The 25,737-nt window shown below is 51.6% G+C and carries 26 protein-coding genes; 23 read left to right on the top strand and 3 right to left on the bottom strand.

Annotation, left to right across the window (positions count from 1 at the left end):
• Nucleotides 1-195: 195 nt before the first annotated feature.
• Nucleotides 196-684 carry a phosphohistidine phosphatase SixA gene (gene sixA / locus DT73_RS23495; protein WP_036116087.1) on the top strand — a complete coding sequence of 163 codons (489 nt, stop codon included), beginning with the start codon at nt 196-198 and terminating at the stop codon, nt 682-684.
• Between the two features lie 47 nt (nt 685-731).
• Here sixA and smrB read toward each other — a convergent pair whose 3' ends face one another.
• Nucleotides 732-1,283, bottom strand: a complete 552-nt coding sequence (smrB, locus tag DT73_RS23490; protein ID WP_036116083.1) for an endonuclease SmrB — start codon at nt 1,281-1,283, stop codon at nt 732-734.
• A gap of 168 nt (nt 1,284-1,451) precedes the next feature.
• Between smrB and prmB the strand changes: the two genes are divergently transcribed.
• The 6 genes from prmB to DT73_RS23460 all read left to right on the top strand — a co-directional run bounded on the left by prmB (nt 1,452) and on the right by DT73_RS23460 (nt 6,028).
• Nucleotides 1,452-2,384, top strand: a complete 933-nt coding sequence (gene prmB, locus DT73_RS23485) for a 50S ribosomal protein L3 N(5)-glutamine methyltransferase (protein ID WP_036116453.1) — start codon at nt 1,452-1,454, stop codon at nt 2,382-2,384.
• A gap of 63 nt (nt 2,385-2,447) precedes the next feature.
• Nucleotides 2,448-3,533 carry a chorismate synthase gene (aroC, locus tag DT73_RS23480; RefSeq protein WP_036116081.1) on the top strand — a complete coding sequence of 362 codons (1,086 nt, stop codon included), beginning with the start codon at nt 2,448-2,450 and terminating at the stop codon, nt 3,531-3,533.
• 6 nt (nt 3,534-3,539) lie between these two features.
• Nucleotides 3,540-4,364 carry a penicillin-insensitive murein endopeptidase gene (gene mepA / locus DT73_RS23475; RefSeq protein ID WP_036116080.1) on the top strand — a complete coding sequence of 275 codons (825 nt, stop codon included), beginning with the start codon at nt 3,540-3,542 and terminating at the stop codon, nt 4,362-4,364.
• A gap of 11 nt (nt 4,365-4,375) precedes the next feature.
• A complete protein-coding gene (locus DT73_RS23470; protein ID WP_036116079.1) occupies nt 4,376-5,173 on the top strand; it encodes a sulfite exporter TauE/SafE family protein in 798 nt (265 codons plus the stop codon).
• 8 nt (nt 5,174-5,181) lie between these two features.
• Nucleotides 5,182-5,727, top strand: a complete 546-nt coding sequence (locus DT73_RS23465) for an elongation factor P hydroxylase (RefSeq protein WP_036116450.1) — start codon at nt 5,182-5,184, stop codon at nt 5,725-5,727.
• A gap of 25 nt (nt 5,728-5,752) precedes the next feature.
• Nucleotides 5,753-6,028: a YfcL family protein gene (locus tag DT73_RS23460; protein WP_036116076.1), complete on the top strand. Its 276-nt coding sequence runs from the start codon at nt 5,753-5,755 to the stop codon at nt 6,026-6,028.
• 41 nt (nt 6,029-6,069) lie between these two features.
• Here the strand turns inward: DT73_RS23460 and mnmC are convergent, their stop codons facing one another.
• Entirely contained in the window at nt 6,070-8,079 is a 2,010-nt protein-coding gene (gene mnmC, locus DT73_RS23455; RefSeq protein WP_036116074.1) for a bifunctional tRNA (5-methylaminomethyl-2-thiouridine)(34)-methyltransferase MnmD/FAD-dependent 5-carboxymethylaminomethyl-2-thiouridine(34) oxidoreductase MnmC, read from the bottom strand.
• Nucleotides 8,080-8,236: 157 nt separating this feature from the next.
• Here mnmC and fabB point away from each other — a divergent pair, with 157 nt between their 5' ends.
• Together fabB and DT73_RS23445 are read left to right on the top strand one after the other, a co-directional pair.
• The gene (gene fabB, locus DT73_RS23450; RefSeq protein ID WP_036116071.1) at nt 8,237-9,457 is read left to right on the top strand and encodes a beta-ketoacyl-ACP synthase I; all 1,221 of its coding nucleotides are present in this window, start codon (nt 8,237-8,239) and stop codon (nt 9,455-9,457) included.
• Between the two features lie 288 nt (nt 9,458-9,745).
• A complete protein-coding gene (locus DT73_RS23445) occupies nt 9,746-10,945 on the top strand; it encodes an MFS transporter (protein ID WP_036116066.1) in 1,200 nt (399 codons plus the stop codon).
• On the opposite strand, the gene flk is transcribed toward DT73_RS23445, so the two are convergent.
• The gene (gene flk, locus DT73_RS23440; RefSeq protein WP_036116064.1) at nt 10,931-11,944 is read right to left on the bottom strand and encodes a flagella biosynthesis regulator Flk; all 1,014 of its coding nucleotides are present in this window, start codon (nt 11,942-11,944) and stop codon (nt 10,931-10,933) included. The genes DT73_RS23445 and flk overlap by 15 nt on opposite strands.
• A gap of 120 nt (nt 11,945-12,064) precedes the next feature.
• On the opposite strand from flk, the gene pdxB reads away from it, so the two are divergent.
• From pdxB to hisP, 14 genes are all read left to right on the top strand, one after another.
• Nucleotides 12,065-13,201, top strand: coding sequence for a 4-phosphoerythronate dehydrogenase PdxB (gene pdxB / locus DT73_RS23435; RefSeq protein WP_036116061.1), 1,137 nt, complete (start codon nt 12,065-12,067; stop codon nt 13,199-13,201).
• Nucleotides 13,202-13,266: 65 nt separating this feature from the next.
• Nucleotides 13,267-14,280, top strand: coding sequence for an aspartate-semialdehyde dehydrogenase (locus tag DT73_RS23430; RefSeq protein ID WP_036116059.1), 1,014 nt, complete (start codon nt 13,267-13,269; stop codon nt 14,278-14,280).
• On the top strand, nt 14,280-15,107 hold the full coding sequence (truA, locus tag DT73_RS23425) for a tRNA pseudouridine(38-40) synthase TruA (RefSeq protein ID WP_036116057.1): 828 nt from the start codon (nt 14,280-14,282) through the stop codon (nt 15,105-15,107). Before DT73_RS23430 ends, truA begins: the two co-directional genes overlap by 1 nt.
• Before the next feature lie 9 nt (nt 15,108-15,116).
• Nucleotides 15,117-15,788 (top strand): DedA family protein, encoded by a 672-nt coding sequence (locus DT73_RS23420; RefSeq protein ID WP_036116055.1) that lies wholly within the window; start codon nt 15,117-15,119, stop codon nt 15,786-15,788.
• Between the two features lie 147 nt (nt 15,789-15,935).
• Nucleotides 15,936-16,850 (top strand): acetyl-CoA carboxylase, carboxyltransferase subunit beta, encoded by a 915-nt coding sequence (gene accD, locus DT73_RS23415; RefSeq protein ID WP_036116051.1) that lies wholly within the window; start codon nt 15,936-15,938, stop codon nt 16,848-16,850.
• 71 nt (nt 16,851-16,921) lie between these two features.
• Nucleotides 16,922-18,190, top strand: coding sequence for a bifunctional tetrahydrofolate synthase/dihydrofolate synthase (gene folC, locus DT73_RS23410; RefSeq protein ID WP_036116049.1), 1,269 nt, complete (start codon nt 16,922-16,924; stop codon nt 18,188-18,190).
• Nucleotides 18,180-18,878 (top strand): cell division protein DedD, encoded by a 699-nt coding sequence (gene dedD / locus DT73_RS23405; RefSeq protein ID WP_036116047.1) that lies wholly within the window; start codon nt 18,180-18,182, stop codon nt 18,876-18,878. The genes folC and dedD overlap by 11 nt, the downstream gene beginning before the upstream one ends.
• Nucleotides 18,879-19,088: 210 nt before the next feature.
• Complete coding sequence (gene cvpA, locus DT73_RS23400; RefSeq protein ID WP_036116044.1) at nt 19,089-19,574, top strand: colicin V production protein; 486 nt, start codon at nt 19,089-19,091, stop codon at nt 19,572-19,574.
• Between the two features lie 96 nt (nt 19,575-19,670).
• Nucleotides 19,671-21,188, top strand: coding sequence for an amidophosphoribosyltransferase (purF, locus tag DT73_RS23395; protein ID WP_036116041.1), 1,518 nt, complete (start codon nt 19,671-19,673; stop codon nt 21,186-21,188).
• Between the two features lie 422 nt (nt 21,189-21,610).
• Nucleotides 21,611-22,393, top strand: a complete 783-nt coding sequence (gene argT, locus DT73_RS23390; RefSeq protein ID WP_036116040.1) for a lysine/arginine/ornithine ABC transporter substrate-binding protein ArgT — start codon at nt 21,611-21,613, stop codon at nt 22,391-22,393.
• Nucleotides 22,394-22,679: 286 nt separating this feature from the next.
• Nucleotides 22,680-23,462, top strand: a complete 783-nt coding sequence (gene hisJ, locus DT73_RS23385; RefSeq protein ID WP_036116039.1) for a histidine ABC transporter substrate-binding protein HisJ — start codon at nt 22,680-22,682, stop codon at nt 23,460-23,462.
• 75 nt (nt 23,463-23,537) lie between these two features.
• Nucleotides 23,538-24,224, top strand: coding sequence for a histidine ABC transporter permease HisQ (locus DT73_RS23380; RefSeq protein WP_036116038.1), 687 nt, complete (start codon nt 23,538-23,540; stop codon nt 24,222-24,224).
• Nucleotides 24,221-24,937, top strand: a complete 717-nt coding sequence (locus DT73_RS23375; RefSeq protein WP_036116036.1) for an ABC transporter permease — start codon at nt 24,221-24,223, stop codon at nt 24,935-24,937. The genes DT73_RS23380 and DT73_RS23375 overlap by 4 nt, the downstream gene beginning before the upstream one ends.
• Nucleotides 24,938-24,946: 9 nt before the next feature.
• On the top strand, nt 24,947-25,720 hold the full coding sequence (gene hisP / locus DT73_RS23370; RefSeq protein ID WP_036116034.1) for a histidine ABC transporter ATP-binding protein HisP: 774 nt from the start codon (nt 24,947-24,949) through the stop codon (nt 25,718-25,720).
• Nucleotides 25,721-25,737 lie beyond the last annotated feature (17 nt).

The following is a 25,737-nucleotide window of genomic DNA, read 5'->3' as shown; positions in this document are numbered from 1 at the left end:
AAGTGACTGCAAATAACGACAGTGTGGTTATTTTATAAACGGATATTGACTATCCTTACAGCAATGCGGTAAAACACACCGTTCAATTTGATGTATGGATAAGGCACAATGCCCGACCCCCTGTTAGCGCGTACGGATTGCGGTTGGTTTCGTGCGGGGTGAGCAGGTGTTTCTGGTTAACAAAAGCGGTGCAATATGCAAGTTTTTATCATGCGTCATGGCGACGCGGCGCTCGATGCCGCCAGTGATTCGGTTCGTCCTCTCACTCAGGTGGGGATCGACGAAACGCAAATGATGGCGACCTGGTTAAAAGGTCAGCAGGTAGAAATTGGACGTGTTTTGGTGAGTCCATTTTTACGTGCGGAGCAAACACTGGATGTTGTGAGTCAGCAACTTTCTCTGCCTGGCGAGAAAGAGACAATGCCTGAATTAACGCCTTGCGGCGATGTGGGTCTGGTAGGGTGTTATCTCCAGGCGCTTGCAGAGCAGGGTGAAAAGTCAGTGCTGGTTATTTCTCACCTGCCATTGGTGGGGTACCTTGTATCAGAACTGTGCCCAGAGGAAACGCCTCCGATGTTCTGCACATCGGCGATTGCTTCCGTCACTATTGCGCCGGAAACGGGCAAAGGGGCATTCGAATGGCAAATCAGTCCGTGTAATTTGAAAGTGGCAAAAGCAATTTAATGCCTGAACACTTAAGAGCCGCTTGCCGGCTCTACGTGTTTCTGGGCTCAGGGAAGTTCAGGTGGCTGCCACTCATCCACTTCAATCAACACCAGCAATGCCGCATCGCCACCCCACTCTTTGGGAGCCTGGTGAAAAGCCATAACGTGCGGGTGCTGGGCCAGCCACAATGGGGTTTGTTGCTTCAGAATATGTTTCCCGTGCCCGTGCATTACGCAGGCGCAATACACATGTTCCCGGCGGCAGGCTGCAATTAACGCCCCTAACTCTTGTTTTGCCTGCAGTTGCGTTAACCCGTGTAAATCCAGCATCAAATCTGGCGTGTAATCACCGCGGCGCAGTTTTTTCAGCTCAAAATGGCTGACATCTTCGCGGACATAACGCATCGGCCCTTCACTGGAAAGCAGCGGCTGAAATTCATCTGAAAAATAGTGGCTGGCGTCAACTTGTTCCTGTACCAGGCGTTTTACCGGCATTTCAGTGATTTTTTTGCGTACCGGGCGATGAACAATTGTGTCCTGAGCCAGTTTACGGGTGCCGCGCATTAACTCACGGAACAGCGCCTGGTCTTCCGTACTCAACTGCGCTTTTTTCTTCATATCGTTTCATTCCTGTCATGCAATACCTGCCAGTTTACCTGCTTTAATGGTTGCAATTAAATAAAACCGCCAATTTCAGCTCTGGGGGATGCCCTGTTGCTGATTTATCGCCTGGTTCGTGGCAAACTAGCGGCCGAAACAACAGCGCTAACGGCCTGCGGAGGGCATGTGGATAAAATTTTTGTCGAAGAGGCAGTCAGTGAACTGCACACTATTCAGGATATGCTGCGTTGGGCCGTCAGCCGTTTTAGCGCGGCGAATATTTGGTACGGGCACGGCACGGATAACCCGTGGGATGAAGCCGTACAACTGGTGCTCCCAACCCTCTACCTGCCACTGGATATCCCTGAAGATATGCGCCAGTGCCGCCTGACATCCAGCGAACGTCACCGCATTGTTGAACGGGTGATTCGCCGTGTAAATGAGCGTATACCGGTTGCCTACCTGACCAATAAAGCCTGGTTCTGCGGCCACGAGTTCTATGTCGATGAACGGGTACTGGTGCCGCGTTCGCCAATTGGTGAACTGATCAACACACATTTTGCCGGTCTGACGGATGGCGAGCCGGCACATATTCTGGATATGTGCACAGGCAGCGGGTGTATTGCTATTGCCTGCGCTTACGCATTCCCGGAAGCTGAAGTGGATGCAGTGGATATCTCCCCGGATGCACTGGCTGTGGCGGAGCGCAACATTGCAGAACACGGGCTGGAACACCAGGTAACCCCGATTCGCTCTGACCTGTTCCGTGATTTACCCAAAGTGCAGTACGACATTATTGTGACCAACCCGCCGTATGTTGACGCAGAAGATATGTCGGATTTGCCGGGCGAGTACCGCTTTGAGCCTGAACTGGGACTGGCGGCGGGCACTGATGGCCTGAAACTGGCGCGCCGGATACTGGCCTGTTCCCCGGACTACCTGGCTGACGGCGGTATTCTGATTTGTGAAGTCGGCAACAGCATGGTACATCTGGCAGAACAATACCCGGATGTCCCCTTCACCTGGCTTGAATTTGATAACGGCGGTGATGGCGTCTTTATGCTGACCAAAGCACAGCTTATTGCCGCGCATGAACATTTCAGTATTTATAAAGATTAATCTGCTGTGGGCTGTCTGGCCCACAATTGCCCCTTGAAACGATAACAACGGTAAGGAGCCGTGATGGCAGGTAATACTATTGGACAGGTATTCCGTGTAACCACTTTTGGTGAGTCACATGGGTTGGCGTTGGGCTGTATTGTTGATGGCGTCCCGCCGGGTATTTCGCTCACTGAAGCGGATTTGCAACATGACCTGGACCGCCGTCGTCCGGGAACATCGCGTTACACCACACAACGCCGTGAACCGGACCAGGTAAAAATTTTATCCGGGGTATTCGAAGGTGTCACCACCGGAACCAGCATTGGGTTGCTTATCGAAAATACCGATCAGCGTTCTCAGGATTACAGCGCCATTAAAGACGTATTCCGCCCGGGCCATGCCGATTACACCTATGAGCAAAAATATGGCCTGCGCGATTATCGTGGTGGGGGCCGTTCATCTGCTCGTGAAACAGCAATGCGCGTTGCCGCTGGTGCGATTGCCAAGAAATATCTGGCTGAAAAATTCGGTATTGTGGTGCGTGCCTGCCTTTCTCAAATGGGCGATATCCCACTGGATATCGTTGACTGGGAACAGGTTGAACAAAATGCGTTCTTCTGCCCGGATCCCGAAAAAGTGGCTGCACTTGATGAACTGATGCGTGCGCTCAAGAAAGAAGGGGACTCAATCGGCGCGAAAGTGACGGTGGTTGCCGATAACGTACCACCGGGTTTTGGTGAGCCGGTTTTCGACCGCCTGGATGCAGATATTGCTCATGCACTGATGAGCATTAACGCAGTAAAAGGCGTTGAAATTGGTGATGGTTTTGGCGTGGTGGGGCTGCGTGGCAGTGAAAACCGCGATGAAATTACTCAGTCCGGCTTCACCAGCAACCATGCTGGTGGCGTGTTGGGTGGCATCAGCAGTGGCCAGCAAATCGTGGCGAACATTGCACTGAAACCGACTTCCAGCATTATGGTGCCGGGTAAAACGATTAACCGTGCAGGCGAAGAAGTTGAGATGGTCACTCGCGGTCGCCATGACCCTTGTGTGGGTATTCGTGCTGTGCCGATTGCCGAAGCTATGCTGGCAATCGTGCTGATGGACCACGCGTTGCGCCAGCGTGCCCAGAATGGGGATGTAGCCTGCCCACTTCCACGCTGGTAATACCGAATGAACAGAACTGTCTTAGCACTAGCTGGTTTGTTATTGTGCGGCCTTGCTCAGGCCGCCACACCCTGGCAGAAAATCACGCATCCGGTTGCGGGATCTCCGCAATCAATTGGTGCTTATGCCAATGGCTGTATTATTGGTGCCGAACCATTGCCGTTACAGTCAGATGATTACCAGGTGATGCGCACTGATCAGCGCCGTTACTTTGGTCACCCTGATTTACTGGCTTTTATTGGCCGCTTGTCTGCCAGCGTGCACCAGCATGGCATGGGAACACTACTGATTGGCGATATGGGCATGGCCGCAGGTGGGCGCTTTAGTAGTGGTCACGCCAGCCACCAGAGTGGCCTGGATGTAGATATTTTCCTGCAACTGCCGAAAGTACGCTGGTCCAGTGCGCAATTGTTAAAACCTCAGGCTCTGGATTTGGTTGCACCGGGCGGAAAAAATGTGGTTGAGTCGCTCTGGCAGCCGGAAATTGGGCAGTTGATAAAACTGGCTGCTGAAGACAGCGATGTCGCGCGGATTTTTGTTAACCCTGCCATCAAAGAAAAATTGTGTGAAACCGCTGGCACCGACCGCACCTGGTTGCACAAAGTGCGCCCCTGGTTTGCTCACCGGGCACATATGCATGTGCGCCTGAACTGCCCGGCTGGTAGCCTTGAGTGCATTGACCAGGCACCACCACCACCCGGTGATGGCTGTGGTGCGGAACTACAAAGTTGGTTTGAGCCGCCTAAACCTGGTGCTGTGAAACCCGGCAAAAAAACACCGCCACCGATACCGGCATCCTGCCAGGCATTACTGGATAAAAAATTGTTATAAGGGACAAGTACATGGAGTGGTTCATGGTTTCGCCACTGGTGCTGGTGGTGTTATTTTTTGTCGCAATGCTCGCTGGTTTTATTGATTCTCTGGCTGGTGGTGGCGGGTTGTTGACGGTTCCGGCATTACTGGCTGCCGGCTTGCCTCCGGCTCAGGCACTGGCCACCAATAAGCTACAGGCCTGTGGTGGCTCAGTTTCTTCATCACTCTATTTTATTCGCCGTAAAGTGGTGAGCCTCGCCGACCAAAAACTGAATGTGTTGATGACGTTTATTGGCGCCACATCTGGCGCATTACTGGTGCAACATATGCACGCCGACATTCTGCGCCAGATCCTGCCCATACTGGTTATCGCCATTGGCTTATATTTTTTGTTAATGCCACGCCTTGGCGAAGCAGACAGACAACGCCGCTTGCACGGGCTGCCATTTGCCCTGGTTGCAGGTGGGTGCGTGGGGTTTTATGACGGCTTTTTTGGCCCCGGGGCTGGCTCATTTTATGCGTTGGCGTTTGTTGCACTGGCCGGGTTTAACCTTGCCAAAGCCACCGCCCATGCGAAATTGCTCAATGCCACTTCTAACCTTGGCGGGTTACTGTTGTTTATTATTGGCGGCAAAGTGGTATGGGGCACCGGCTTTGTCATGATGGCCGGGCAGTTTTGCGGTGCCCGCATGGGTTCCCGTTTGGTGCTGAGTAAAGGCCACAAACTGATTCGCCCCATGATTGTGGTGGTGTCTGCGGTGATGAGCGCCAAATTACTGTTCGACAGCCACGGGCAAACAATTCTTCACTGGTTAGGTATGCAGTAATGGAAGTAATGGAAACACATCACTACGAACAACTGATTGAAATTTTTAATGGTTGTTTTGCCGGTGATTACAATACCCGCCTGGTTAAAGGCGACGACGAACCGATTTATCTGCCTGCAGACAGCGAAGCCCCTTACCATCGCGTAGTTTTTGCGCATGGTTACTATGCCAGTGCGTTGCACGAAATTGCACACTGGTGTATTGCCGGTGAAGCGCGGCGTAAGCTGGTTGATTTTGGTTACTGGTATTGCCCGGACGGGCGCGATGAAGCAACGCAGCACCAGTTTGAAGATGTGGAAGTGAAACCCCAGGCACTGGAATGGATGTTCTGTGTCGCTGCCGGGTTTGCATTTAATGTCAGTTGCGACAACCTCAGTGGGGATTTTGAGCCTGACCGTATCGTGTTCCAGCGGCGGGTTCACCAGCAGGTGATGCACTGGTTATCTGCAGGCGTACCTGCCCGCCCGGCTCGTTTTATTGCCGCCTTACAGCAGTATTATCATTCTGCGCCCTTCACGGCAGAATCTTTTCCATGGCCCGAAGATTTGTGCTGAGCGCCATACCAAGCAGGAGAATATTATGATTGAAGCGTTTGAAGCACGCATTCTGGGTTTCATTGACGATATGGTCGAGCATGCCTCTGACGATGAATTGTTTGCCAGCGGGTATTTGCGTGGCCACCTGACACTGGCTATTGCCGAAGTTGCGCAGGGTGATGACCACTCCTTCGAGCGGGTGTACCTGCATGTTGGGCAGAGCCTTGAAAAAGCCATCAGCGCCGGGGAATTGTCACCGCCAGACCAGGTACTGGTTCTGGAAATGTGGGACAAACTGTGGAACCAGGCCAAAGCATAATCCAGCCAGCCCGGCCAAAGTGCCGGGCATAATCCTTGCGTTTACTTCTCTATCTTTCTGCCTTTCAGCCACTTGCGCACCCACAACCTGGATGGAGTCATTGCTGCCAGTGTTTCCTGGTCGGACGGTAATGGTTCTGCACTCATTTGTGCTGCCAGTATTTCAGCCGCCAGAGGTGCACTGCATAACCCACGTGAACCCAGTGCGCCGAGCATAAATAAGTCAGGGTGTACCGGGAGCAGGCGCTGCGAAGAGACAATGTCTTCAGCAGAGTTGAAGGCATAGTCGCCCATAAACGCGGCGTAATCCGGAACATTCCCGACCATAGGGAGATGGTCTCGGGTGGCACAGCGCACACCACACCGGGCATCACCTGCACTGGTGTCGACTTCCTGAGCCCATTTAGCCTGTGGCAGGCAATCAACCAGGCGTTGCCGGTTATGCACCTGGTCTTCTTCGCTGTAACTGGCCGCTGACTGGCCCCGGTGGTAACTGGCGCCAATACAATGTTGCCCACGAGCAGAGTCAACCGGTGTCAGGTAACCGTCATAACACAGCACTTGTTTCAGCGCACCTAAGCCAGGTGTGGTGGGAATATGGCTTACCTGGCCGGCAACCGGGTAGGCGGGGAGATGAGCCGTTTGTTCAAACTGGGTAATGTTGTGGCCATTAGCCAGTACCAGGCAGCTATGCTGCGCAGCCTGGCCTCCGGCGAAGTGAATATCCCAGCCGGTGTCACTATGGCTCAGGCTCAGAGCCTGCTGGTTGTAATGCACTTTCAGGCCTTGCTGGCAAGCCAGCTCAATTACCTGATGAGTCAGAGTTTGCGGGCAAAGCCAGCCGCCCTGTGGGAAACAAATACCAGAAACCCCGGTTTCCACACCGCAGGTTGCCTGCATCGCTTCTTTGCTGACAGCATGAATCAGTGTTTCAGGCAGTGGCATATCCAGCATTTTTGCCAGTTTGTCGGTGCTTTTATCGTTCCATGCCAGTTGAGTGACGCCACACCAGTCGTGGGCGAAAACTGCAGGCAGGCGGTCATATAACCGCCGGGCAAACCCGAACGCATGGGGGAAAAACGCAGCCAGTGCCGGGTCATGCTGGTTGAGCAACGGGTAAAGAGCGCCCTGGCGGTTTCCTGATGCCCCCTGTGCTGGCGCGTCATCGGCGCAGTACAGGGTTACATCCCAGCCCCGGTGCAATAATGCAAGGCTTAATAATGCACTGGCAATGCCACCACCTATAATGGCAGTTTCGCGGCAGCTCGCCGCCTGGCGGGTATACCATGGGGTAGTGAGTGGTGTGCTGATGCCTTCAGCCAGCGTACCGGTCAGCATTTCTCGCTTGCGGCCAAAGCCCTTACGTTTTTCAACCTGAAAACCCGCCTGCTGTAACCCACGGCGAACAAAGCCTGCGGATGTGAACGTTGCCATCGTTCCCCCTGGTTTTGCCATGCGGGCCATGCCGTCAAACAATGCCTGGTTCCACATGTCGGGGTTACGTGAAGGGGCAAAACCATCCAGAAACCAGGCGTCAACACGCTGATTCAGGGTGCAGTCAAGTTGGGTGAGGCTGGTATTAATATCGCCAAACCACAAATCTACAGTTACGCGCCCATTATCCAGAACCAGGCGGTGGCAACCGGCAACCGCATCAGGCCACTGCGCCTGCAATTGGGTGGCGAATGTAGCCAGTTGAGGCCACTGCTGGTGGGCTTTTGTGAGGTCGCCCAGGCGTAACGGAAATTTTTCAAAACTGATAAAATGCAGCCGCTGTAGCCTGGCTTGCGGGTTATCGGCATGGAATGTGGTGAATTGTTCCCATAGCGCCAGAAAATTCAGCCCGGTTCCAAAACCGCTTTCAGCCACCACAAACACGCTTTCATGGTGGTTGAAAAACCGGTCTTTCAGCCTGTTTCCATCGAGGAAAACATAGCGGGTTTCTTCCAGCCCGTTGTCATTCGAAAAGTAGACGTCATCAAATTGTCGGGAAACAGGTGTACCCTCAGCATTGAAGTCCAGTGTGGCAGTTTGTATGCAGTTTTGTTTCACGTAAGTTGCTCGTATAACACGGGGTGCCACGATCTTAAGGGTTAGTCTGAGCTGGCGCAAATTATCTGCATAAAATGGCTGATCGGACTTGTTCGGCGTACAACTGTACGCTATTGTGCGACACGAAATCTAAAATATGCAGTGAAAGAGGTATTGAATGAAACGTGCAGTGATTACTGGCCTGGGTATCGTTTCCAGCATCGGTAATAACCAGCAGGAAGTCCTGGCATCTCTGCGTGAAGGGCGCTCAGGGATCACTTTCTCTCAAGAACTGAAAGATTCCGGTATGCGTAGCCACGTGTGGGGTAATGTCAAGCTGGATACCACAGGCTTAATCGATCGCAAAGTCGTTCGCTTTATGAGTGACGCCTCTGTTTATGCTTACCTGTCCATGGATGAGGCAATTAAAGATGCCAAACTGGCTGACGAAGTTTACCAGAACAACCCACGAGTTGGGCTGATTGCCGGTTCTGGTGGCGGTTCGCCAAAATTCCAGGTCTTTGGTGCAGATGCCATGCGCAGCCCTCGTGGTCTGAAAGCTGTTGGCCCCTACGTTGTTACCAAAGCTATGGCCTCTGGTGTTTCTGCCTGCCTGGCCACGCCATTCAAAATTCATGGCGTGAACTACTCTATCAGCTCCGCCTGTGCAACATCTGCACACTGTATTGGCAATGCGGTTGAGCAAATTCAGCTCGGTAAGCAAGACATCGTGTTCGCTGGTGGTGGTGAAGAACTGTGCTGGGAACTGGCCTGTGAGTTCGATGCCATGGGCGCACTGTCTACCAAATACAATGAAACGCCGGAAAAAGCTTCCCGTACTTATGACGCGCACCGTGATGGTTTTGTTATCGCTGGTGGTGGCGGTATGGTCGTGGTTGAAGAACTGGAGCATGCTCTGGCTCGTGGCGCTCATATCTATGCGGAAATCGTTGGTTACGGCGCAACGTCTGATGGCGCAGATATGGTTGCTCCGTCTGGCGAAGGCGCAGCGCGTTGCATGAGAATGGCAATGGATGGTGTGGATACACCTATCGATTACCTGAACACTCATGGTACGTCTACACCCGTTGGTGATGTGAAAGAACTGGGTGCGATTCGCGAAGTATTTGGCGAAAACACCCCTGCGCTGTCTGCAACTAAAGCCATGACTGGCCACTCACTGGGTGCGGCAGGGGTTCAGGAAGCAATTTACAGCCTGCTGATGCTGGAACACGGCTTTATCGCGCCAAGCATTAACATCGACGAACGTGACCCGCTGGCTGAAGGCATGAACATTGTCACTGAGCCTGTCGAGCGCGACCTGACGACTGTTATGTCTAACAGCTTCGGTTTTGGCGGCACCAACGCCACACTGGTAATGCGTAAATACAGCAAATAAAGACGTTTTAATGTCTTTTGTATAAGGGGCGGGTGACTGCCCCTTTATTTTATCCTGTTTCGTTACTTCTCCTGGTTGCGTGTTTTATCCTTGTACGCACCAATCTCAAACTGTGATTGACATCTCGTTTTTGCTCCGGCATGCTTAAATCATACAGCTTTGTTTCTACTTAAGCTGCGTAAGCGTTTAACGTGAACCAACGCATTACTCAACCTGACAGACCAGGGGGAGGGTGCGTATGTGTTTGCTCTGCTTACCCTTGCTCCGTTGGTTACCTGGAGCATATTCATGACATCCTCATCGGATCAATCTCTGCACACAGCCTTTCCTGATTTTGCACTATTTCGTCTTACCTGCGCTGTTTTCCTGACTTACCTGTGTATCGGCATGCCACTGCCAGTCATTTCTTTGTATGTTCATCATGAACTGGGTTATGGCAATACTCTGGTGGGCATTGCTGTGGGTATTCAGTTTCTGGCAACGGTGCTGACTCGGCGGTACGCCGGGCATATGGCAGACCAGCACGGAGCTAAACAGACCGCCATGAGAGGTATGATTGCCTGTGCAATGGCCGGATTCGCATGGTTACTCGCTGCTTTGCTACCTGTTCACCCGGTAGTTAAATACAGTTTTTTACTCTTGGGGCGCCTGTCGCTGGGGTTTGGTGAAAGCCAATTGCTTACCGGTACATTGACCTGGGGGATGGGGCTATTAGGTCCAAACCGTTCGGGGAAAGTGATGTCGTGGAATGGGATGGCAATTTATGGTGCACTCGCAATTGGCGCACCTTTAGGGCTGGCAATCTTTCAGCGCTGGGGATTCATGGTACTGGGTGTGATTACGCTGGTATTACCTGCCATCGCCTGGTTGTTGAATGGTTCAGTTGCCGGGGTTAAACCGCACGGCGGGGTACGTCAGCCGTTATGGAGTGTGGTTGGTCGTATCTGGCCTGCGGGATTGGGGCTGGCATTGCAAGGCGTTGGGTTTGCTGTTATCGGCACCTTTACCACACTCTATTTTGCCTCCCGTGGCTGGGGGATGGCGGGGTTCACCTTAAGCGGTTTTGGTGGGGCTTTTGTTCTGGTGCGTATCCTGTTTGGCTGGATGCCTGACCGTTATAGTAGTGTCAATGTTGCGTTAGTTTCGTTGCTGGTTGAGTGCCTGGGCTTGTTACTACTGTGGTCGGCTCCTGAAGCAACAATAGCACTAGTGGGTGCGGCTCTGACCGGAGCAGGGTGTTCACTGATTTTCCCTGCGCTGGGGGTAGAAGTTGTTAAGCGTGTACCACCACAGTCGCGTGGTACAGCTCTGGGGGGATATTCTGCCTTCCAGGACATCGCTTACTGTGTTGCCGGGCCGCTGACGGGTATTTTGGCTACGGTGATGGGCTATGAATCCGTGTACATGGCGGGCGCGATTGCTGCATTACTTGGTATGGTTGTTATCGCACTGGCGCTGCGCCCAGAAAAAACATCACAGCACCAGTAGCACCAGGCAAAAGACCAGTACTAATGCGAACAATGTCAGCCCCGGGCGGGCTGACATCACTTTCAGCGGCTCGGATATGAAGGCAATAAACGGGTTATAGACAGGCTGGATACTGCGCACATCCAGTTGCACCGCTCCACGCTCTGCACGCATAAAGAAAATTTGGCTCAGCACTTCCTGAACTTGAGCGGCTGTTAATACTGTCTGTGGTGTGGCCTGCCACTGCTGCTGCAGTGTATCCGTAATACGCTGCAACTCATGGTGCTCAAGCGGTTGTTTTAGCACCGTCTGGATAACCTGCAATGTGGGTGCTGGGTTATGCGCCAGCGTTTCTCTGGCCTGCAGCCAGGTCACCATCTGTGGGAAATGGCGGGCAGGAATTTGCTCGCTGGATTTGGCGCCACTGAGTTCAACCAGATTCTGCCAAATGGTTTTTACAGATTCGCCTGAACTGGCGGCGAGTTTGCTGACCAGTTGATTTAGTGTGCTGTGTTCTGCGGGTAATAACGGCCGCTCTGTGGCCGGGCGCGTGGTCGGCTGTGGAACCACAATTTCGCCTTTTTGTAATACCGTTAACACTGTTTTTAACTGATCTGGCGTGAGCTGGCTGAGCGCAGTATGGCCGAACTCCTGGCGAATATAGTTACTCACCGCCTGGCGGTTATTACCTTGCGAAAGTAAATTATTCAGTTGTTGCAGAACCTGGCGTGTTTCATGGGTTTGTTGGGCACCAGCCAGGCGCTGGTTCAGGTTTTGCTCTGCTGCAGGAAAGTGGCGGGACTGCATTGGTGTGTTATTTTTCAACCCGAGATCATGCTTCATTGCCGCCCACACTTCCGCCGGTTGTTGCTGAGTCAGCGCAATGATGCGGGTTATCAGGCGTTCCAGTACCGTGCGCTGAATAGTGGAAAGCGGTGCTTCACCAGCTGGCGGTGTGGTTCTGGGGGTACCTGGCGGTTCGCCGGGAGGTTGCGGTGAATGGCCCACAATGGGTTGCATAATAACAAATCCTTAATCTTTTAGGTCGGTTCAGCCAGACGGCATGTACAGCAATAGGCCTGAGGTCAAGATTATGGCACACTTACGTGTTATTTCCCGCACATAAACAGGTACTGTAACGTGAAAATCCTCGTTGATGAAAATATGCCCTATGCTCAGGCGTTGTTCAGCCGGTTGGGGGAAGTTCAGTCTGTGCCAGGTCGCCCAATCCCTGAGGATGCGCTGACTGGTGCTGATGCGTTAATGGTGCGTTCTGTCACCAAAGTCAACGCCGGGTTACTGGCTGGTACGCCAGTAAAATTTGTGGGTACTGCAACCGCAGGTACTGACCATGTTGATAGCGCATGGTTATCCAGCGCAGGTATCGGTTTCTCTGCCGCGCCTGGTTGTAACGCGATTGCGGTGGTTGAATATGTCTTTTCCGCATTACTGATGCTGGCTGAGCGTGAAGGTTTCGCTTTGCAGGACCGGACTGTCGGTATTGTTGGGGTAGGTAATGTGGGTGGGCGGTTACAAAAACGTTTAGAAGCGCTGGGTATTAAAACATTATTGTGTGACCCACCGCGTGCTGACCGGGGCGATGATGAGGCTTTCCTGCCGCTGGAAACGCTGGTGCAGGAAGCGGATATCCTGACGTTCCACACCCCACTGTTTAAAGACGGGCCTTATAAAACCCTGCACCTGGCAGATGAATCGTTACTACGTCGCCTGAAACCAGGCACTATTTTAATTAATGCCTGCCGTGGCCCGGTAGTGGACAATGCAGCGTTACTGGCCTGCCTGAATGATGGCCAGTCACTCTTTACTGTTCTGGATGTATGGGAAGGTGAGCCAGACCTGAATCTGGCTCTGCTTGAACGTGCAGACATTGGTACACCCCATATTGCGGGTTACACTCTGGAAGGGAAAGCGCGCGGTACTACGCAGGTATTTGAAGCCTTCAGCGCATTTATCGGGCAACCAGAAACGGTGTCGCTGAATACTTTGCTCCCTCCTCCTGAATTTAGTAGGGTTTTCTTGCATGGACCACTCGATCAAACTGCGCTGAAAAGACTGGCGCATCTGGTGTATGATGTGCGCCGTGATGATGCCCCCCTGCGCAAAGTAGCAGGGCAGGCCGGGGAGTTTGATAAGCTGCGTAAGTTTTACAAAGAGCGCAGAGAGTGGTCTTCCTTACTTGTTGAATGTGATGACCAGTCTGCAGCGGCCTTGCTGAATCAGTTAGGTTTTAACGCACAATTTTCCCCTCATCAATAATCGTCATTACCGCTCCCTGCTGTGAACGGCGGGGAGTGCTTTTATTTTGTCTGGAGTAAACCACTATGTCAGAAGGTTGGAATATCGCCATCCTCGGGGCGACCGGCGCGGTCGGTGAAGCCCTGATTGAGTTACTTGGAGAGCGTCAGTTCCCTGTTGGTGAACTTCACTTGCTGGCGACAGCAGAAAGCGCAGGTACCACTGTGCGTTTCGCAGGCAAAACCCTGAAAGTACAGGATGCCGCTGAGTTTGACTGGGTGCAGGCTCAACTGGCATTTTTTGTCGCTGGCACACAGGCAACGGCTGCATACGTTGAAGAAGCAACTAATGCGGGTTGCGTAGTGATTGATTCCAGCAGTTTGTTTGCTCTGGAGCCGGATGTGCCTTTAGTGGTGCCAGATGTAAACCCATTTGTTCTGGCAGATTACCGTAATCGCAATGTGGTTGCGGTGGCAGACAGCCTGACCTGCCAGTTACTTTCGGCAGTTAAACCCTTGATTGAAGAAGGTGGCCTGTCCCGCCTCCAGGTGACAAATCTGTTACCGGCCTCTGCACATGGCAAAGTTGCGGTTGATGCCCTTGCCGGGCAGAGCGCTCGCCTGCTTAATGGTTTACCTTTAGAAGACGATGACCATTTTGGGCGCCAACTGGCATTTAATATGTTGCCTCTGGTGCCTGATGCACAAGGCAGTGTGCGTGAAGAACGCCAGGTGGTCGACCAGGTGCGTAAAGTGCTGCAGGACGAAGGGCTGTTGATTTCGGTCAGTTGTATCCAGAGCCCGGTGTTTTATGGGCACGCGCAAATGGTAGGGATGGAGGCGTTACGCCCGCTCTCTGCAGAAGAAGCGCGTGATGCGTTTACTCGCCAGGAAGACATTGCTTTGTCCGAAGAGCAGGACTTCCCGACTCAGGTGGCGGATGCCTCTGGTAGTGTGCACTTGTCCATTGGTTGTGTGCGCAATGATTACGGTTTGCCTGAACAAGTCCAGTTCTGGTCTGTTGCTGATAACGTTCGCTTCGGTGGTGCGTTAATGGCACTGAAAACAGCAGAAAAACTCCTGCAGGAGTACTTCTGGTAATGTCCGGTGTAATCGCAGTAAGCCGCAGCAAAATAGCGCTGGGTATTGAGTATGATGGCAGCCAGTATTATGGCTGGCAGCGTCAGCAGGAAGTGCGTAGTGTTCAGGAAAATCTGGAAAAAGCATTAAGCCAGGTTGCTAACGAACCTATCCATGTATTCTGTGCTGGCAGAACGGATGCGGGTGTACACGCCACCGGGCAGGTGGTGCATTTTGAAACGCAGGCAGAGCGCAAAGATGCTGCATGGACATTGGGCGCCAATGCGAATCTGCCAGGCGACATTGCAGTAAAATGGGTGAAACATGTGCCTGAGGCTTTTCATGCACGTTTCAGTGCGACAGCACGCCGTTATCGCTATGTGATTTATAATAATCGCCTGCGCCCGGCCATTTTGCAGCGTGGTGTGTCGCATTACCATTTACCGCTGGATGCTGAAAAGATGCAGCGGGCGGCTCAGAGCCTGTTAGGTGAAAATGATTTCACTTCGTTTCGTGCAGTACAGTGCCAGTCGCGCACACCCTGGCGTAATGTGTCGCATATCCGGGTAAACCGGTATGGCGAGTACCTGGTGGTGGATATTAAAGCCAACGCTTTTGTGCATCATATGGTACGAAATATAGTCGGCAGCCTGCTGGAAGTAGGGTGCGGTAATCAGCCGGAAGAATGGATAGCCTGGTTGTTGGCGGCGAAAGACAGAACCCTGGCGGCGGCGACAGCCAAAGCGGAAGGGTTATATTTAGTCGCGGTGGATTATCCTGCTGAGTTTGCGTTGCCTGAACCGGTTATGGGGCCTTTGTTCCTGCCGTCTCTGAGCCTGGACTGTTAAGGACGTATTATGGAATTTATCCACTTTATCATTGATTTTATTTTACATATTGATGTGCACCTGGCTGAACTGGTTGCCAACTATGGTGTCTGGGTTTACGGGATACTGTTTCTTATCCTGTTTTGTGAAACCGGGTTAGTTGTGACACCGTTCCTGCCTGGCGATTCTTTGCTGTTTGTTGCCGGGGCGCTGTCTGCTTTACCGGGCAACGACCTGAACGTGCATATTATGGTGGTGCTGTTGGTCGCTGCGGCAATTATTGGTGATGCCGTCAACTATACTATTGGGCGGGTGTTTGGTGAGCGGTTGTTCAGTAACCCGAACTCAAAGATTTTCCGGCGCAGCTATCTCGAAAAGACCCATGCGTTTTATGAGCGTCACGGTGGTAAAACGATAATTCTGGCGCGTTTTGTGCCTATCGTGCGGACTTTTGCTCCCTTTGTTGCTGGCATGGGGCATATGTCTTACCGGCATTTTGCATTGTTTAACGTCACTGGTGCAATTTTGTGGGTGTTGCTGTTCAGCTATGCCGGTTACCTGTTCGGAGACCTGCCGGTAGTACAGGACAACCTGAAATTGTTGATTGTGGCAATTATCGTGTTGTCGGTTTTACCCGGTGTTGTGGAAATTATTCGCCACAAACGCGCAGCAGCACGTCAGGCTCGCCAGATAAAAGAGTAAGCTAAGGGGTTCGACCACTTTTTTATCCAAAGTCGGGCCCGGTTATGGTTTAATGAGCAACATTTATGGTCTGTGGGCGGAGAAAATGGCATTATGCGCCCCCACAGAAAAACTGGCATCGACCAGGTTCAGGCAGAAAGGTCATCAATGAGCTGGATTGAACGAATTCTCAATAAGAGCAACATTACCCCAACCCGCCGCGCTAACATCCCGGAAGGGGTGTGGACGAAATGTGACAGCTGCGGACAGGTGCTGTACCGCGCTGAGCTGGAGCGCAACCTTGAGGTGTGCCCGAAGTGTGATCACCATATGCGCATGTCTGCGCGTGCACGCCTGCATACCTTGTTAGATGAAGATTCGCTGGTAGAGTTGGGAAGTGAACTTGAGCCTAAAGATGTGCTGAAGTTCAAAGACTCCAAGAAATACAAAGATCGCCTGGCAACTGCCCAAAAAGAAACGGGTGAGAAAGATGCACTGGTCGTAATGAAAGGCACGCTGTTTGGCATGCCGGTTGTTGCGGTTGCATTTGAGTTTGCTTTTATGGGCGGCTCAATGGGCTCTGTCGTCGGTGCGCGCTTTATTCGTGCTGTTGAACAGGCGCTCGAAGATAACTGCCCGCTGGTTTGTTTTTCTGCATCAGGTGGTGCACGTATGCAGGAAGCACTGATGTCGCTGATGCAAATGGCTAAAACCAGTGCAGCATTAGCAAAAATGCAGGAACGCGGCTTGCCGTATATTTCTGTACTGACCGACCCAACTATGGGTGGTGTATCAGCCAGTTTCGCCATGCTTGGTGATTTGAATATTGCCGAACCAAAAGCACTGATTGGCTTTGCTGGTCCGCGTGTTATTGAGCAAACTGTGCGTGAGAAATTGCCACCAGGTTTCCAGCGCAGTGAGTTTCTGATTGAAAAAGGGGCGATTGATATGATTATTCGCCGCCCGGAAATGCGCCTGAAACTGGCACAAATTCTGGCGAAACTGACTAATCAGCCTGCTCCAAACCCGGATGAAACTGCCGTCATTACGCCGGTAGTTCCCGAAGAAGGCGATGAAGCCTGACAAGACTCCACGGGCGGCGCATACAGCGCTGCCCGTTTTCCTATTGAATACAGTTATGCAGAACGGCGTTTATGAAACACGAATTGCATCTTGAAGCCACGTCGCCTTTGGCAACGTGGCTTTCTTATCTGGAAAATCTCCACTCCAAAACCATTGATCTGGGGCTTGAGCGTGTTGCCAAAGTCGCGGACACAATGGGTGTTCGCAAACCAGCTCCTTTTGTTTTTACCGTTGCCGGAACGAATGGCAAAGGCACAACTTGCCGCATGCTGGAAACCACGCTGATTGCCGCCGGGTATCGGGTTGGTGTCTACAGTTCTCCGCATTTGGTTCGCTATACCGAACGGGTGCGTATTCAGGGGCAGGAACTGGATGCCGGGCAACATACAGCGTCATTCGCTGCAATAGACTCTGCGCGTGGGGAGACATCTCTCACCTATTTTGAATTTGGTACGTTATCGGCGCTGTATCTGTTTAAACAGGCTGCCGTCGATGTGGCTATTCTGGAAGTTGGCCTGGGTGGGCGCCTTGATGCGACCAACATTGTTGACTGTGATGTTGGCGTTATTACCAGTATCGCGCTGGACCATACCGACTGGCTTGGCCCTGATCGCGAGAGCATTGGCCGGGAAAAAGCCGGTATTTTGCGTGGTGGTAAACCGGCGATCGTCGGCGAGCCCGATATGCCCGAGACCATCGCGCAAGTAGCGCAGGATAAAGGCGCGCTATTGAGCCGGGTAGGGCAGGACTGGTATTACTCGGTTAACGAGCAACACTGGCGTTTCAGCGATAAGTTCGGTGAGCTGGGCAACCTTCCGCTGCCTCTGGTGCCGCAGCCTAATGCTGCCACTGCGCTGGCAGCACTGCGCGCCAGTGGGCTCAGTGTTACTGAACAGCATATTCGGGACGGCTTGCGTAATGCCACTTTGCCCGGGCGTTTTCAGGTTGTGGCTCACTCACCACAGGTGATTCTGGATGTGGCACATAATCCGCATGCGGCGGGTTATCTCGCCACCCGGTTAGCGGCATTGCCAAAGGCCGGGCGAGTTCTTGCAGTGGTTGGCATGCTGCACGATAAAGACATCCAGGGTACGCTGGCATGTTTGTCACCACAGGTAGATAGCTGGTATTGTGCTCCTCTGGAAGGCCCGCGTGGTGCTTCGGCAGAAACGCTGGTGGCGCATCTTCCCGGGGCCAGCACCTGGCCTGATGTAGCACACGCCTGGCGGGCAGCAATGGCGGATGCGGCCCCAGAAGATACCGTGCTGGTATGTGGCTCATTCCATACTGTGGCACATGTAATGGAAGAAATGGACGCGGGGACGACGGGTGGCAAGTAAGTTTCAAAACCGGTTAGTGGGCACTGTGGTGCTGGTTGCGCTGGCAGTTATTGTCCTGCCAGGGCTGCTCGACGGGCAAAAAAAGCACTATCAGGATGAGTTTGCAGCAATTCCGCTGGTCCCAAAAGCGGGTGATAAAGACGAAAACGACTTATTGCCGCCAGCCAGCCAGCCTATTCCGGCTCAACCTCCTGAAGGGGCGGCTGAAGAGGTAAGGGCGAGCAATGCTTCCAACTCGTCAATTGATACGGCAAATTTACCAGCCAATACCGGAGCCGGGCTGGATGCCATCCCGGTCGAAAGGGATTCTTCTGCATCCGGGCGTAACACTCAGGCTGTCACTCGCCAACCAGGTGCGGGTAAAACCACAGTACCTCAACCTGCTCCCCAACCGGTCACTCAACCAAAAGTGCCGGTGAAAGAGGATACGCCACCCACACCTGAAGGTAAGGCATATGTGGTGCAACTCGGTGCGCTGAAAAATGCTGACAAAGTGAATGAGATAGTCAGTAAATTACGTGCTTCAGGTTACCGGGTGTATACCTCGCCAACCACACCCGTTCAGGGGAAAATCACCCGGATTCTGGTCGGCCCGGAAGCATCGAAAGACAAACTCAAAGCTTCTCTTGGAGATTTGCACAGTTTGTCCGGGCTTAACGGGGTGGTGATGAATTACAGCGTTCATTAACACTTTGGCAGGTAAAGAATATCAGGGGTAAGCGTTATGCTTGCCGCCTGGATAAGTGCCCGTTACACGGGCTCAGGGTTGTGGCGTTGAGCGTTTTTTCAACGCCGTTTTTATTTTTGCACGGGAAGGAAATCCCTACGCAAACGTTTTCTTTTTCTGTTAGAATGCGCCCCGAATCGGATGTCAGGGCGGTAAATCGTGGGACTTGAAATGGTCTGGATAGATTACGCCATTATTGCGGTGATAGGTTTTTCCTGTCTGGTCAGCCTGATCCGTGGCTTTGTACGTGAAGCATTATCGTTGGTGACATGGGGCTGCGCTTTCTTTGTTGCCAGCCATTACTATACGTATCTGGCAGTCTGGTTCACTGGCTTTGAAGAAGAGCTGGTGCGAAATGGAATTGCGATTGGCATTTTGTTTGTCGCGACACTGATAGTCGGTGCTATTGTCAACTATGTCATTGGCACGCTGGTTCAGAAAACGGGCCTGTCCGGTACAGACCGGGTGCTGGGTATCTGTTTTGGTGCTTTGCGTGGTGTGCTCATTGTTGCCGCTATCCTGTTTTTTCTCGATACCTTTACCGGTATGGCGAAAAGCGAAGACTGGCAAAAATCGCAATTGGTTCCGCAGTTCAGTTTCATCATCAGGTGGTTTTTTGACTACCTGCAAAGCTCGTCGAGTTTCTTACCCCGGTAATTGTATCGGGGGGTGTGGCAAAGAACACACTGGCCTCCAGGCCTGTTATATTCAGGTGGGGTAACGGCTGTGTGTTCATGATGAGGAAAAGACAACATGTGCGGTATTGTCGGTATCGCCGGTGTTATGCCGGTAAACCAGTCGATTTATGACGCGTTAACGGTGTTACAACACCGTGGGCAGGATGCCGCTGGCATCATCACCATTGATGAAAACAATTGTTTTCGCCTGCGTAAAGCAAATGGCCTGGTGAGTGATGTATTTGAAGCCCGGCATATGCAACGTTTGCAGGGCAATATGGGGCTCGGCCATGTTCGTTACCCGACTGCTGGCAGTTCAAGCGCATCTGAAGCACAGCCGTTCTATGTGAACTCTCCTTATGGTATTACTCTGGCGCATAACGGTAACCTGACTAATGCTCATGAGTTACGCAAAAAGCTGTTTGAAGAAAAACGTCGCCACATCAATACCACCTCAGATTCTGAAATTCTGCTGAATATTTTTGCCAGCGAACTGGATAACTACCGCCATTACCCTCTTGAAGCAGATAATATCTTCTCTGCTATTGCCGGCACTAACCGCCAGATCCGTGGTGCGTATGCCTGTGTTGCAATGATCATTGGGCATGGCATGGTGGCTTTCCGCGATCCACACGGTATCCGTCCGTTGGTGCTGGGTAAACGCGAAGTCAGTGACGGGCGTACCGAGTACATGGTTGCTTCGGAAAGCGTCGCGCTGGATACCCTGGGTTTTGATTTCATTCGTGACGTTGCACCGGGTGAAGCGGTGTACATTACCGAGAAAGGCCAACTGTTTACTCGCCAGTGTGCCGATAACCCCACCAGTAACCCTTGCCTGTTTGAATACGTTTATTTCGCCCGTCCGGATTCTTTCATCGATAAGATTTCCGTTTACAGCGCTCGCGTGGGTATGGGGACAAAATTGGGTGAGAAGATTGCCCGTGAATGGGAAGATCTGGATATCGATGTGGTGATTCCAATTCCGGAAACCTCCTGCGATATCGCACTGGAAATTGCCCGTATTCTGAATAAACCTTACCGCCAGGGTTTTGTGAAAAACCGCTATGTAGGCCGTACTTTTATCATGCCCGGGCAGCAGTTACGCCGTAAATCAGTGCGCCGTAAGCTTAATGCCAACCGCGCTGAATTCCGTGATAAAAACGTCCTGCTGGTAGATGACTCCATCGTGCGCGGAACCACTTCCGAACAGATTATCGAAATGGCGCGTGAAGCCGGGGCGAAGAAAGTGTATCTGGCTTCCGCTGCGCCAGAGATTCGTTTCCCGAATGTGTACGGTATTGATATGCCGAGCGCAAACGAGCTGATTGCCCATGGTCGCGAAGTGGATGAGATCCGCGAGTTAATTGGTGCTGATGGCCTGATTTTCCAGGATCTCAATGATCTGATTGAGGCTGTACGTGCCGAGAACCCGGATATTCAGCAATTCGAATGTTCAGTGTTCAATGGGGTTTATGTCACGAAAGATGTTGACCATAACTACCTTGAGTACCTGGAATCATTGCGTAACGACGACGCCAAAGCTGTGCAACGCCAGAACGAAGTAGAAAGCCTGGAAATGCATAACGAAGGCTGATAATCACTCGCTTTGTTCCTGGGCCCCGGTGCAGCAATCTGCACCGGGGCCTTTGTTTTTATGGTAAACAGCGAACGGGTAAGTACGAAATAAGTGCAAGACGGATTCCCATGCCCATCGAAAAATGCCTGTCTGCACTGGTTGGGTGCGAAAGTTCAGTGCGTGCACACTTATGGCGCGTTTTTGCAGGCGCGATCAAAACCTCGATATTTACTCTTTGATAACACGCAAAATTAGCTTTTCCTCGCAAGCATAGCTGCTATCTTTCATTGGCAGGCCTTGATGCAACGTTTTTTTAACAAACTGGCGAATCTGCCTGAAGTTAAAAAAGTGGCACGGTAAGTGCAAGCTTCAGTATGCAAAACACAACACTACAAAACACAACACATCACGTAAAACGTCTGAACTCTTGAGGGTAAAGTATGAAGAAGAAGGTTCTTGCACTGTCTTTGCTGTTAGGACTGACCGCAGCCAGCAGTGTTTTCGCAGCAATTCCTAAAGATATCCGCATTGGTACCGACCCAACTTATGCTCCTTTCTCTTCTAAGGATGCCAGCGGTAAACTCGTGGGCTTTGATATCGACCTTGGTGATGCCATGTGTGCCAAAATGCATGCTAAATGCACCTGGGTTAGCAGTGATTTCGATGCGCTTATTCCGTCTCTGAAAGCCAAAAAAATCGACGCTATCATTTCTTCTCTCTCTATCACTGAAAAACGTCAGCAGGAAATTGCTTTTTCCGAGAAGCTTTACGCTGCAGACTCTCGCCTGATTGCTGCCAAAGGCTCACCGATTCAGCCAACGCTTGCTTCGCTGAAAGGTAAACATGTCGGCGTCCTGCAGGGCTCTACTCAGGAAGCATATGCTAATGAAAAATGGCGTCCGCAGGGGGTTGATGTTATCTCCTACCAGACCCAGGACCTTATCTATTCTGACCTGGTTGCAGGCCGCCTGGATGCAGCATTCCAGGATGAAGTGGCTGCCAGCGAAGGCTTCCTGAAACAACCTGCAGGTAAAGACTTTGCCTTTGCCGGCCCGTCAGTAAAAGATAAGAAATACTTTGGTGATGGTACTGGTGTTGGTCTGCGTAAAGAAGATGCTGACCTGAAAGCGGCCTTTGATAAAGCATTTGATGAAGTTCGCAAAGACGGTACTTACGACAAACTGGCTAAGAAATATTTTGATTTCAATGTTTACGGCGAGTAAGCCAACCCTATAGTCTGTCGTCAGGCCAGCCACAACGGTGGCTGGCCGGGGATGTGGGTAAGGTATGTGCCTTTTTGGTGCAGGATGAAACCCTGTCGTATGGTTTTGGTGCGCAGCGTGCACCAAAATGGGGTGCGCGAATTACGGTGTCAGGTCACCATAATAATAACTTATTGTGGTATCTAAGATTATTCTTCACCGTTTTCTTCCATGCTGGCACAGAATCTGCTATTACCCCCTGACAAAAATTGTCATTCAGGACAAGTACAGTCTATTGAGGATGAGTATGAATAAGAAGGTTTTCGCCCTTTCACTGGCATTATTGTGCTCCAGTGTTTCCACAGCATTCGCGGCATTTCCTGAGAGTATCCGTATCGGGACCGACCCAACCTATGCCCCCTTTGAGTCGAAAAGTGCCAGTGGGGAACTGGTCGGTTTTGATATCGACCTGGCGAAAGAGCTTTGTAAACGAATCCATACCAAGTGCACCTTTGTAGAAAGCCCGCTGGATGCGCTGATCCCTTCTCTCAAGGCGAAAAAAATAGACGCCATCATGTCTTCACTCTCCATCACAGAAAAACGCCAGCAGCAGATTGCCTTTACCGACAAACTGTATGCGGCTGATTCTCGTCTGGTGGTGGCAAAAGGTTCCCCTATCCAGCCAACGGTTGAATCCCTCAAAGGGAAGCGTGTTGGTGTGTTGCAGGGTACCGTTCAGGAAACTTACGGTAATACATACTGGGCGCCTAAAGGTATTGAGATAGTCTCTTACCAGGGGCAGGACTCCATTTACGCAGACCTGATGGCCGGGCGTATTGATGCGGCGTTCCAGGATGAAGTGGCTGCCAGTGAAGGTTTCCTGAAACAACCGGAAGGGAAAAGCTACCAGTTTGGTGGCCCGTCCGTGAAAGACGACAAACTGTTTGGCGTCGGTACGGGTATGGGGATCCGCAAAGAGGATAACGAGTTGCGGGAAGCGCTCAACAAAGCCTTTGCCGACATGCGTAAAGATGGTACTTACGACAAGCTGGCGAAGAAATATTTTGATTTTGATGTCTACGGTGGTTAACGGTCACCAGTGATGCAACCTGCTCCAACGGGAGCAGGTTCGTATCGGAAAGACACTGACGGCAGGATACGCACCATGTTGTATGGTTTTTCGCACGTTATTTTCCAGGGGGCGATTGTCACCCTTGAACTGGCAATCACTTCAGTACTCCTGTCAGTGATTATTGGGTTGGTTGGTGCCGGAGGGAAACTTTCAGGCAGCAAACCGCTGGCGTTCTTTTTTGAATGCTATACCACATTGATTCGTGGTGTTCCTGATCTGGTGTTGATGTTGTTGATCTTCTATGGTCTGCAAATTGCGCTTAATGCTGTGACCGATGCTTTCGGTATGGCGCAGATAGATATCGATCCGATGGTTGCCGGGATCATCACGCTGGGCTTCATTTATGGCGCGTATTTTACGGAAACCTTCCGTGGCGCTTTTCTGGCGGTTCCCAAAGGACAAATTGAAGCCGCGACTGCATTCGGTTTTACCGGCTGGCAGATATTCAACCGTATTCTGTTCCCCGCAATGATGCGCTTTGCACTGCCTGGTATTGGCAACAACTGGCAGGTAATTTTGAAAGCAACCGCGCTGGTATCACTGCTTGGCCTGGAAGATGTGGTTAAAGCCACACAGCTTGCCGGGAAAAGTACCTGGCAACCGTTCTACTTTGCCATTGTTTGTGGGTTGATATATTTAGTGTTTACCACGGTATCAAATGGGGTCCTGCTGATGCTGGAACGCCGTTATTCAGTGGGCGTGAAGAGGGCAGACTTGTGATTGATATTATCCACGAATACTGGCAACAACTGCTCTGGACCGACGGTTACCGTTTTACTGGTGTCGCAATTACCTTATGGCTGCTTATCGCCTCGGTAGTGATGGGGGGCATCATGGCATTGTTTTTGTCGATAGCCCGCGTCTCCAGTAATAAATTTGTGGCGTTTCCGGTGTGGCTGTTTACCTATATTTTTCGCGGTACACCGCTGTATGTACAGTTACTGGTGTTTTATTCCGGGATGTATACGCTGGAAGTTGTCAAAGGCAATATGCTGCTCAATGAGTTTTTCCGCAGTGGCCTGAACTGTACGATACTGGCGCTGACACTGAACACCTGTGCTTATACTACGGAAATATTTGCCGGCGCGATCCGCTCTGTGCCACACGGTGAAATTGAAGCCGCCCGGGCATATGGCTTTTCTTCTGTTAAGTTGTATCGCTGCATTATTTTGCCTTCTGCGCTGCGTATTGCGCTTCCGGCGTACAGCAATGAAGTGATTCTGATGCTGCACTCTACCGCACTGGCGTTTACCGCAACGGTGCCGGATCTGCTCAAAGTTGCCCGTGATATTAACTCGGCAACCTATGAACCTTTTACCGCGTTTGGTATTGCCGCTGTGCTTTATCTGGCGATTTCGTTCTGCCTGATAAGCCTGTTCCGCAAAGCTGAAAAACGCTGGCTCCAGCATGTTAAACCTGCCTCAACGCACTAAGTGATAGCCATGGCCGAAAATAAATTAAACGTATCTGATCTGCATAAACATTACGGTGAGCATGAAGTGCTGAAAGGGGTCTCATTAAAGGCAAATGCCGGAGATGTCATCAGTATTATTGGCTCGTCAGGTTCAGGGAAAAGTACTTTCCTGCGCTGCATTAACTTTCTGGAAAAACCCAGCGAAGGCACGATTATCGTTAATAACGAGAATATTACGTTAGTCCGCGACAAAGACGGCCAACTGAAAGTTGCCGATAAAAATCAACTGCGCCTGCTGCGCACTCGCCTGACCATGGTGTTCCAGCACTTCAACTTGTGGGGGCACATGACAGTTCTTGAAAACGTCATGGAAGCACCCGTACAAGTGCTGGGCTTAAATAAAGCCGAAGCAAAAGCGCGCGCTATTAAATACCTGGAAAAAGTGGGTATTGATGAGCGGGCACAGGCGAAATACCCGGTTCATTTATCTGGTGGCCAGCAGCAACGTGTTTCTATTGCTCGCGCTCTGGCTATGGAGCCTGAAGTCCTGCTGTTTGATGAACCAACTTCTGCACTGGATCCGGAGCTGGTAGGCGAAGTGCTGCGCATTATGCAGCAACTGGCTGAAGAGGGGAAAACTATGGTGGTTGTTACCCATGAAATGGAGTTTGCCCGCCATGTTTCCAGCCACGTTATTTTCCTGCACAAAGGGAAAATTGAAGAAGAAGGGAAGCCTGAGGATGTGTTTACTAACCCGCAAAGCCCCCGTTTGCAGCAATTCCTCAGTGGCGCGCTGAAATAATCCTGCACCCGTTGTGG

This window comes from Mangrovibacter sp. MFB070 (assembly GCF_000705335.1).
GTDB classification, from domain to species: domain Bacteria; phylum Pseudomonadota; class Gammaproteobacteria; order Enterobacterales; family Enterobacteriaceae; genus Mangrovibacter; species Mangrovibacter plantisponsor.
Note: the sequence above shows the minus strand (reverse complement) of the source record. Positions and strands in the feature narration are given on the sequence as shown.

Excerpts from the sequence above, each read along its gene's own strand:
- sixA (WP_036116087.1), top strand. The coding sequence starts at position 196 with ATGCAAGTTTTTATCATGCGTCATGGCGACGCGGCGCTCGATGCCGCC.
- smrB (WP_036116083.1), bottom strand. The coding sequence starts at position 1,283 with ATGAAGAAAAAAGCGCAGTTGAGTACGGAAGACCAGGCGCTGTTCCGT.
- aroC (WP_036116081.1), top strand. The coding sequence starts at position 2,448 with ATGGCAGGTAATACTATTGGACAGGTATTCCGTGTAACCACTTTTGGT.
- mepA (WP_036116080.1), top strand. The coding sequence starts at position 3,540 with ATGAACAGAACTGTCTTAGCACTAGCTGGTTTGTTATTGTGCGGCCTT.
- DT73_RS23470 (WP_036116079.1), top strand. The coding sequence starts at position 4,376 with ATGGAGTGGTTCATGGTTTCGCCACTGGTGCTGGTGGTGTTATTTTTT.
- DT73_RS23465 (WP_036116450.1), top strand. The coding sequence starts at position 5,182 with ATGGAAACACATCACTACGAACAACTGATTGAAATTTTTAATGGTTGT.
- DT73_RS23460 (WP_036116076.1), top strand. The coding sequence starts at position 5,753 with ATGATTGAAGCGTTTGAAGCACGCATTCTGGGTTTCATTGACGATATG.
- fabB (WP_036116071.1), top strand. The coding sequence starts at position 8,237 with ATGAAACGTGCAGTGATTACTGGCCTGGGTATCGTTTCCAGCATCGGT.
- DT73_RS23445 (WP_036116066.1), top strand. The coding sequence starts at position 9,746 with ATGACATCCTCATCGGATCAATCTCTGCACACAGCCTTTCCTGATTTT.
- flk (WP_036116064.1), bottom strand. The coding sequence starts at position 11,944 with ATGCAACCCATTGTGGGCCATTCACCGCAACCTCCCGGCGAACCGCCA.
- DT73_RS23430 (WP_036116059.1), top strand. The coding sequence starts at position 13,267 with ATGTCAGAAGGTTGGAATATCGCCATCCTCGGGGCGACCGGCGCGGTC.
- truA (WP_036116057.1), top strand. The coding sequence starts at position 14,280 with ATGTCCGGTGTAATCGCAGTAAGCCGCAGCAAAATAGCGCTGGGTATT.
- DT73_RS23420 (WP_036116055.1), top strand. The coding sequence starts at position 15,117 with ATGGAATTTATCCACTTTATCATTGATTTTATTTTACATATTGATGTG.
- accD (WP_036116051.1), top strand. The coding sequence starts at position 15,936 with ATGAGCTGGATTGAACGAATTCTCAATAAGAGCAACATTACCCCAACC.
- folC (WP_036116049.1), top strand. The coding sequence starts at position 16,922 with ATGAAACACGAATTGCATCTTGAAGCCACGTCGCCTTTGGCAACGTGG.
- cvpA (WP_036116044.1), top strand. The coding sequence starts at position 19,089 with ATGGTCTGGATAGATTACGCCATTATTGCGGTGATAGGTTTTTCCTGT.
- purF (WP_036116041.1), top strand. The coding sequence starts at position 19,671 with ATGTGCGGTATTGTCGGTATCGCCGGTGTTATGCCGGTAAACCAGTCG.
- argT (WP_036116040.1), top strand. The coding sequence starts at position 21,611 with ATGAAGAAGAAGGTTCTTGCACTGTCTTTGCTGTTAGGACTGACCGCA.
- hisJ (WP_036116039.1), top strand. The coding sequence starts at position 22,680 with ATGAATAAGAAGGTTTTCGCCCTTTCACTGGCATTATTGTGCTCCAGT.
- DT73_RS23380 (WP_036116038.1), top strand. The coding sequence starts at position 23,538 with ATGTTGTATGGTTTTTCGCACGTTATTTTCCAGGGGGCGATTGTCACC.
- hisP (WP_036116034.1), top strand. The coding sequence starts at position 24,947 with ATGGCCGAAAATAAATTAAACGTATCTGATCTGCATAAACATTACGGT.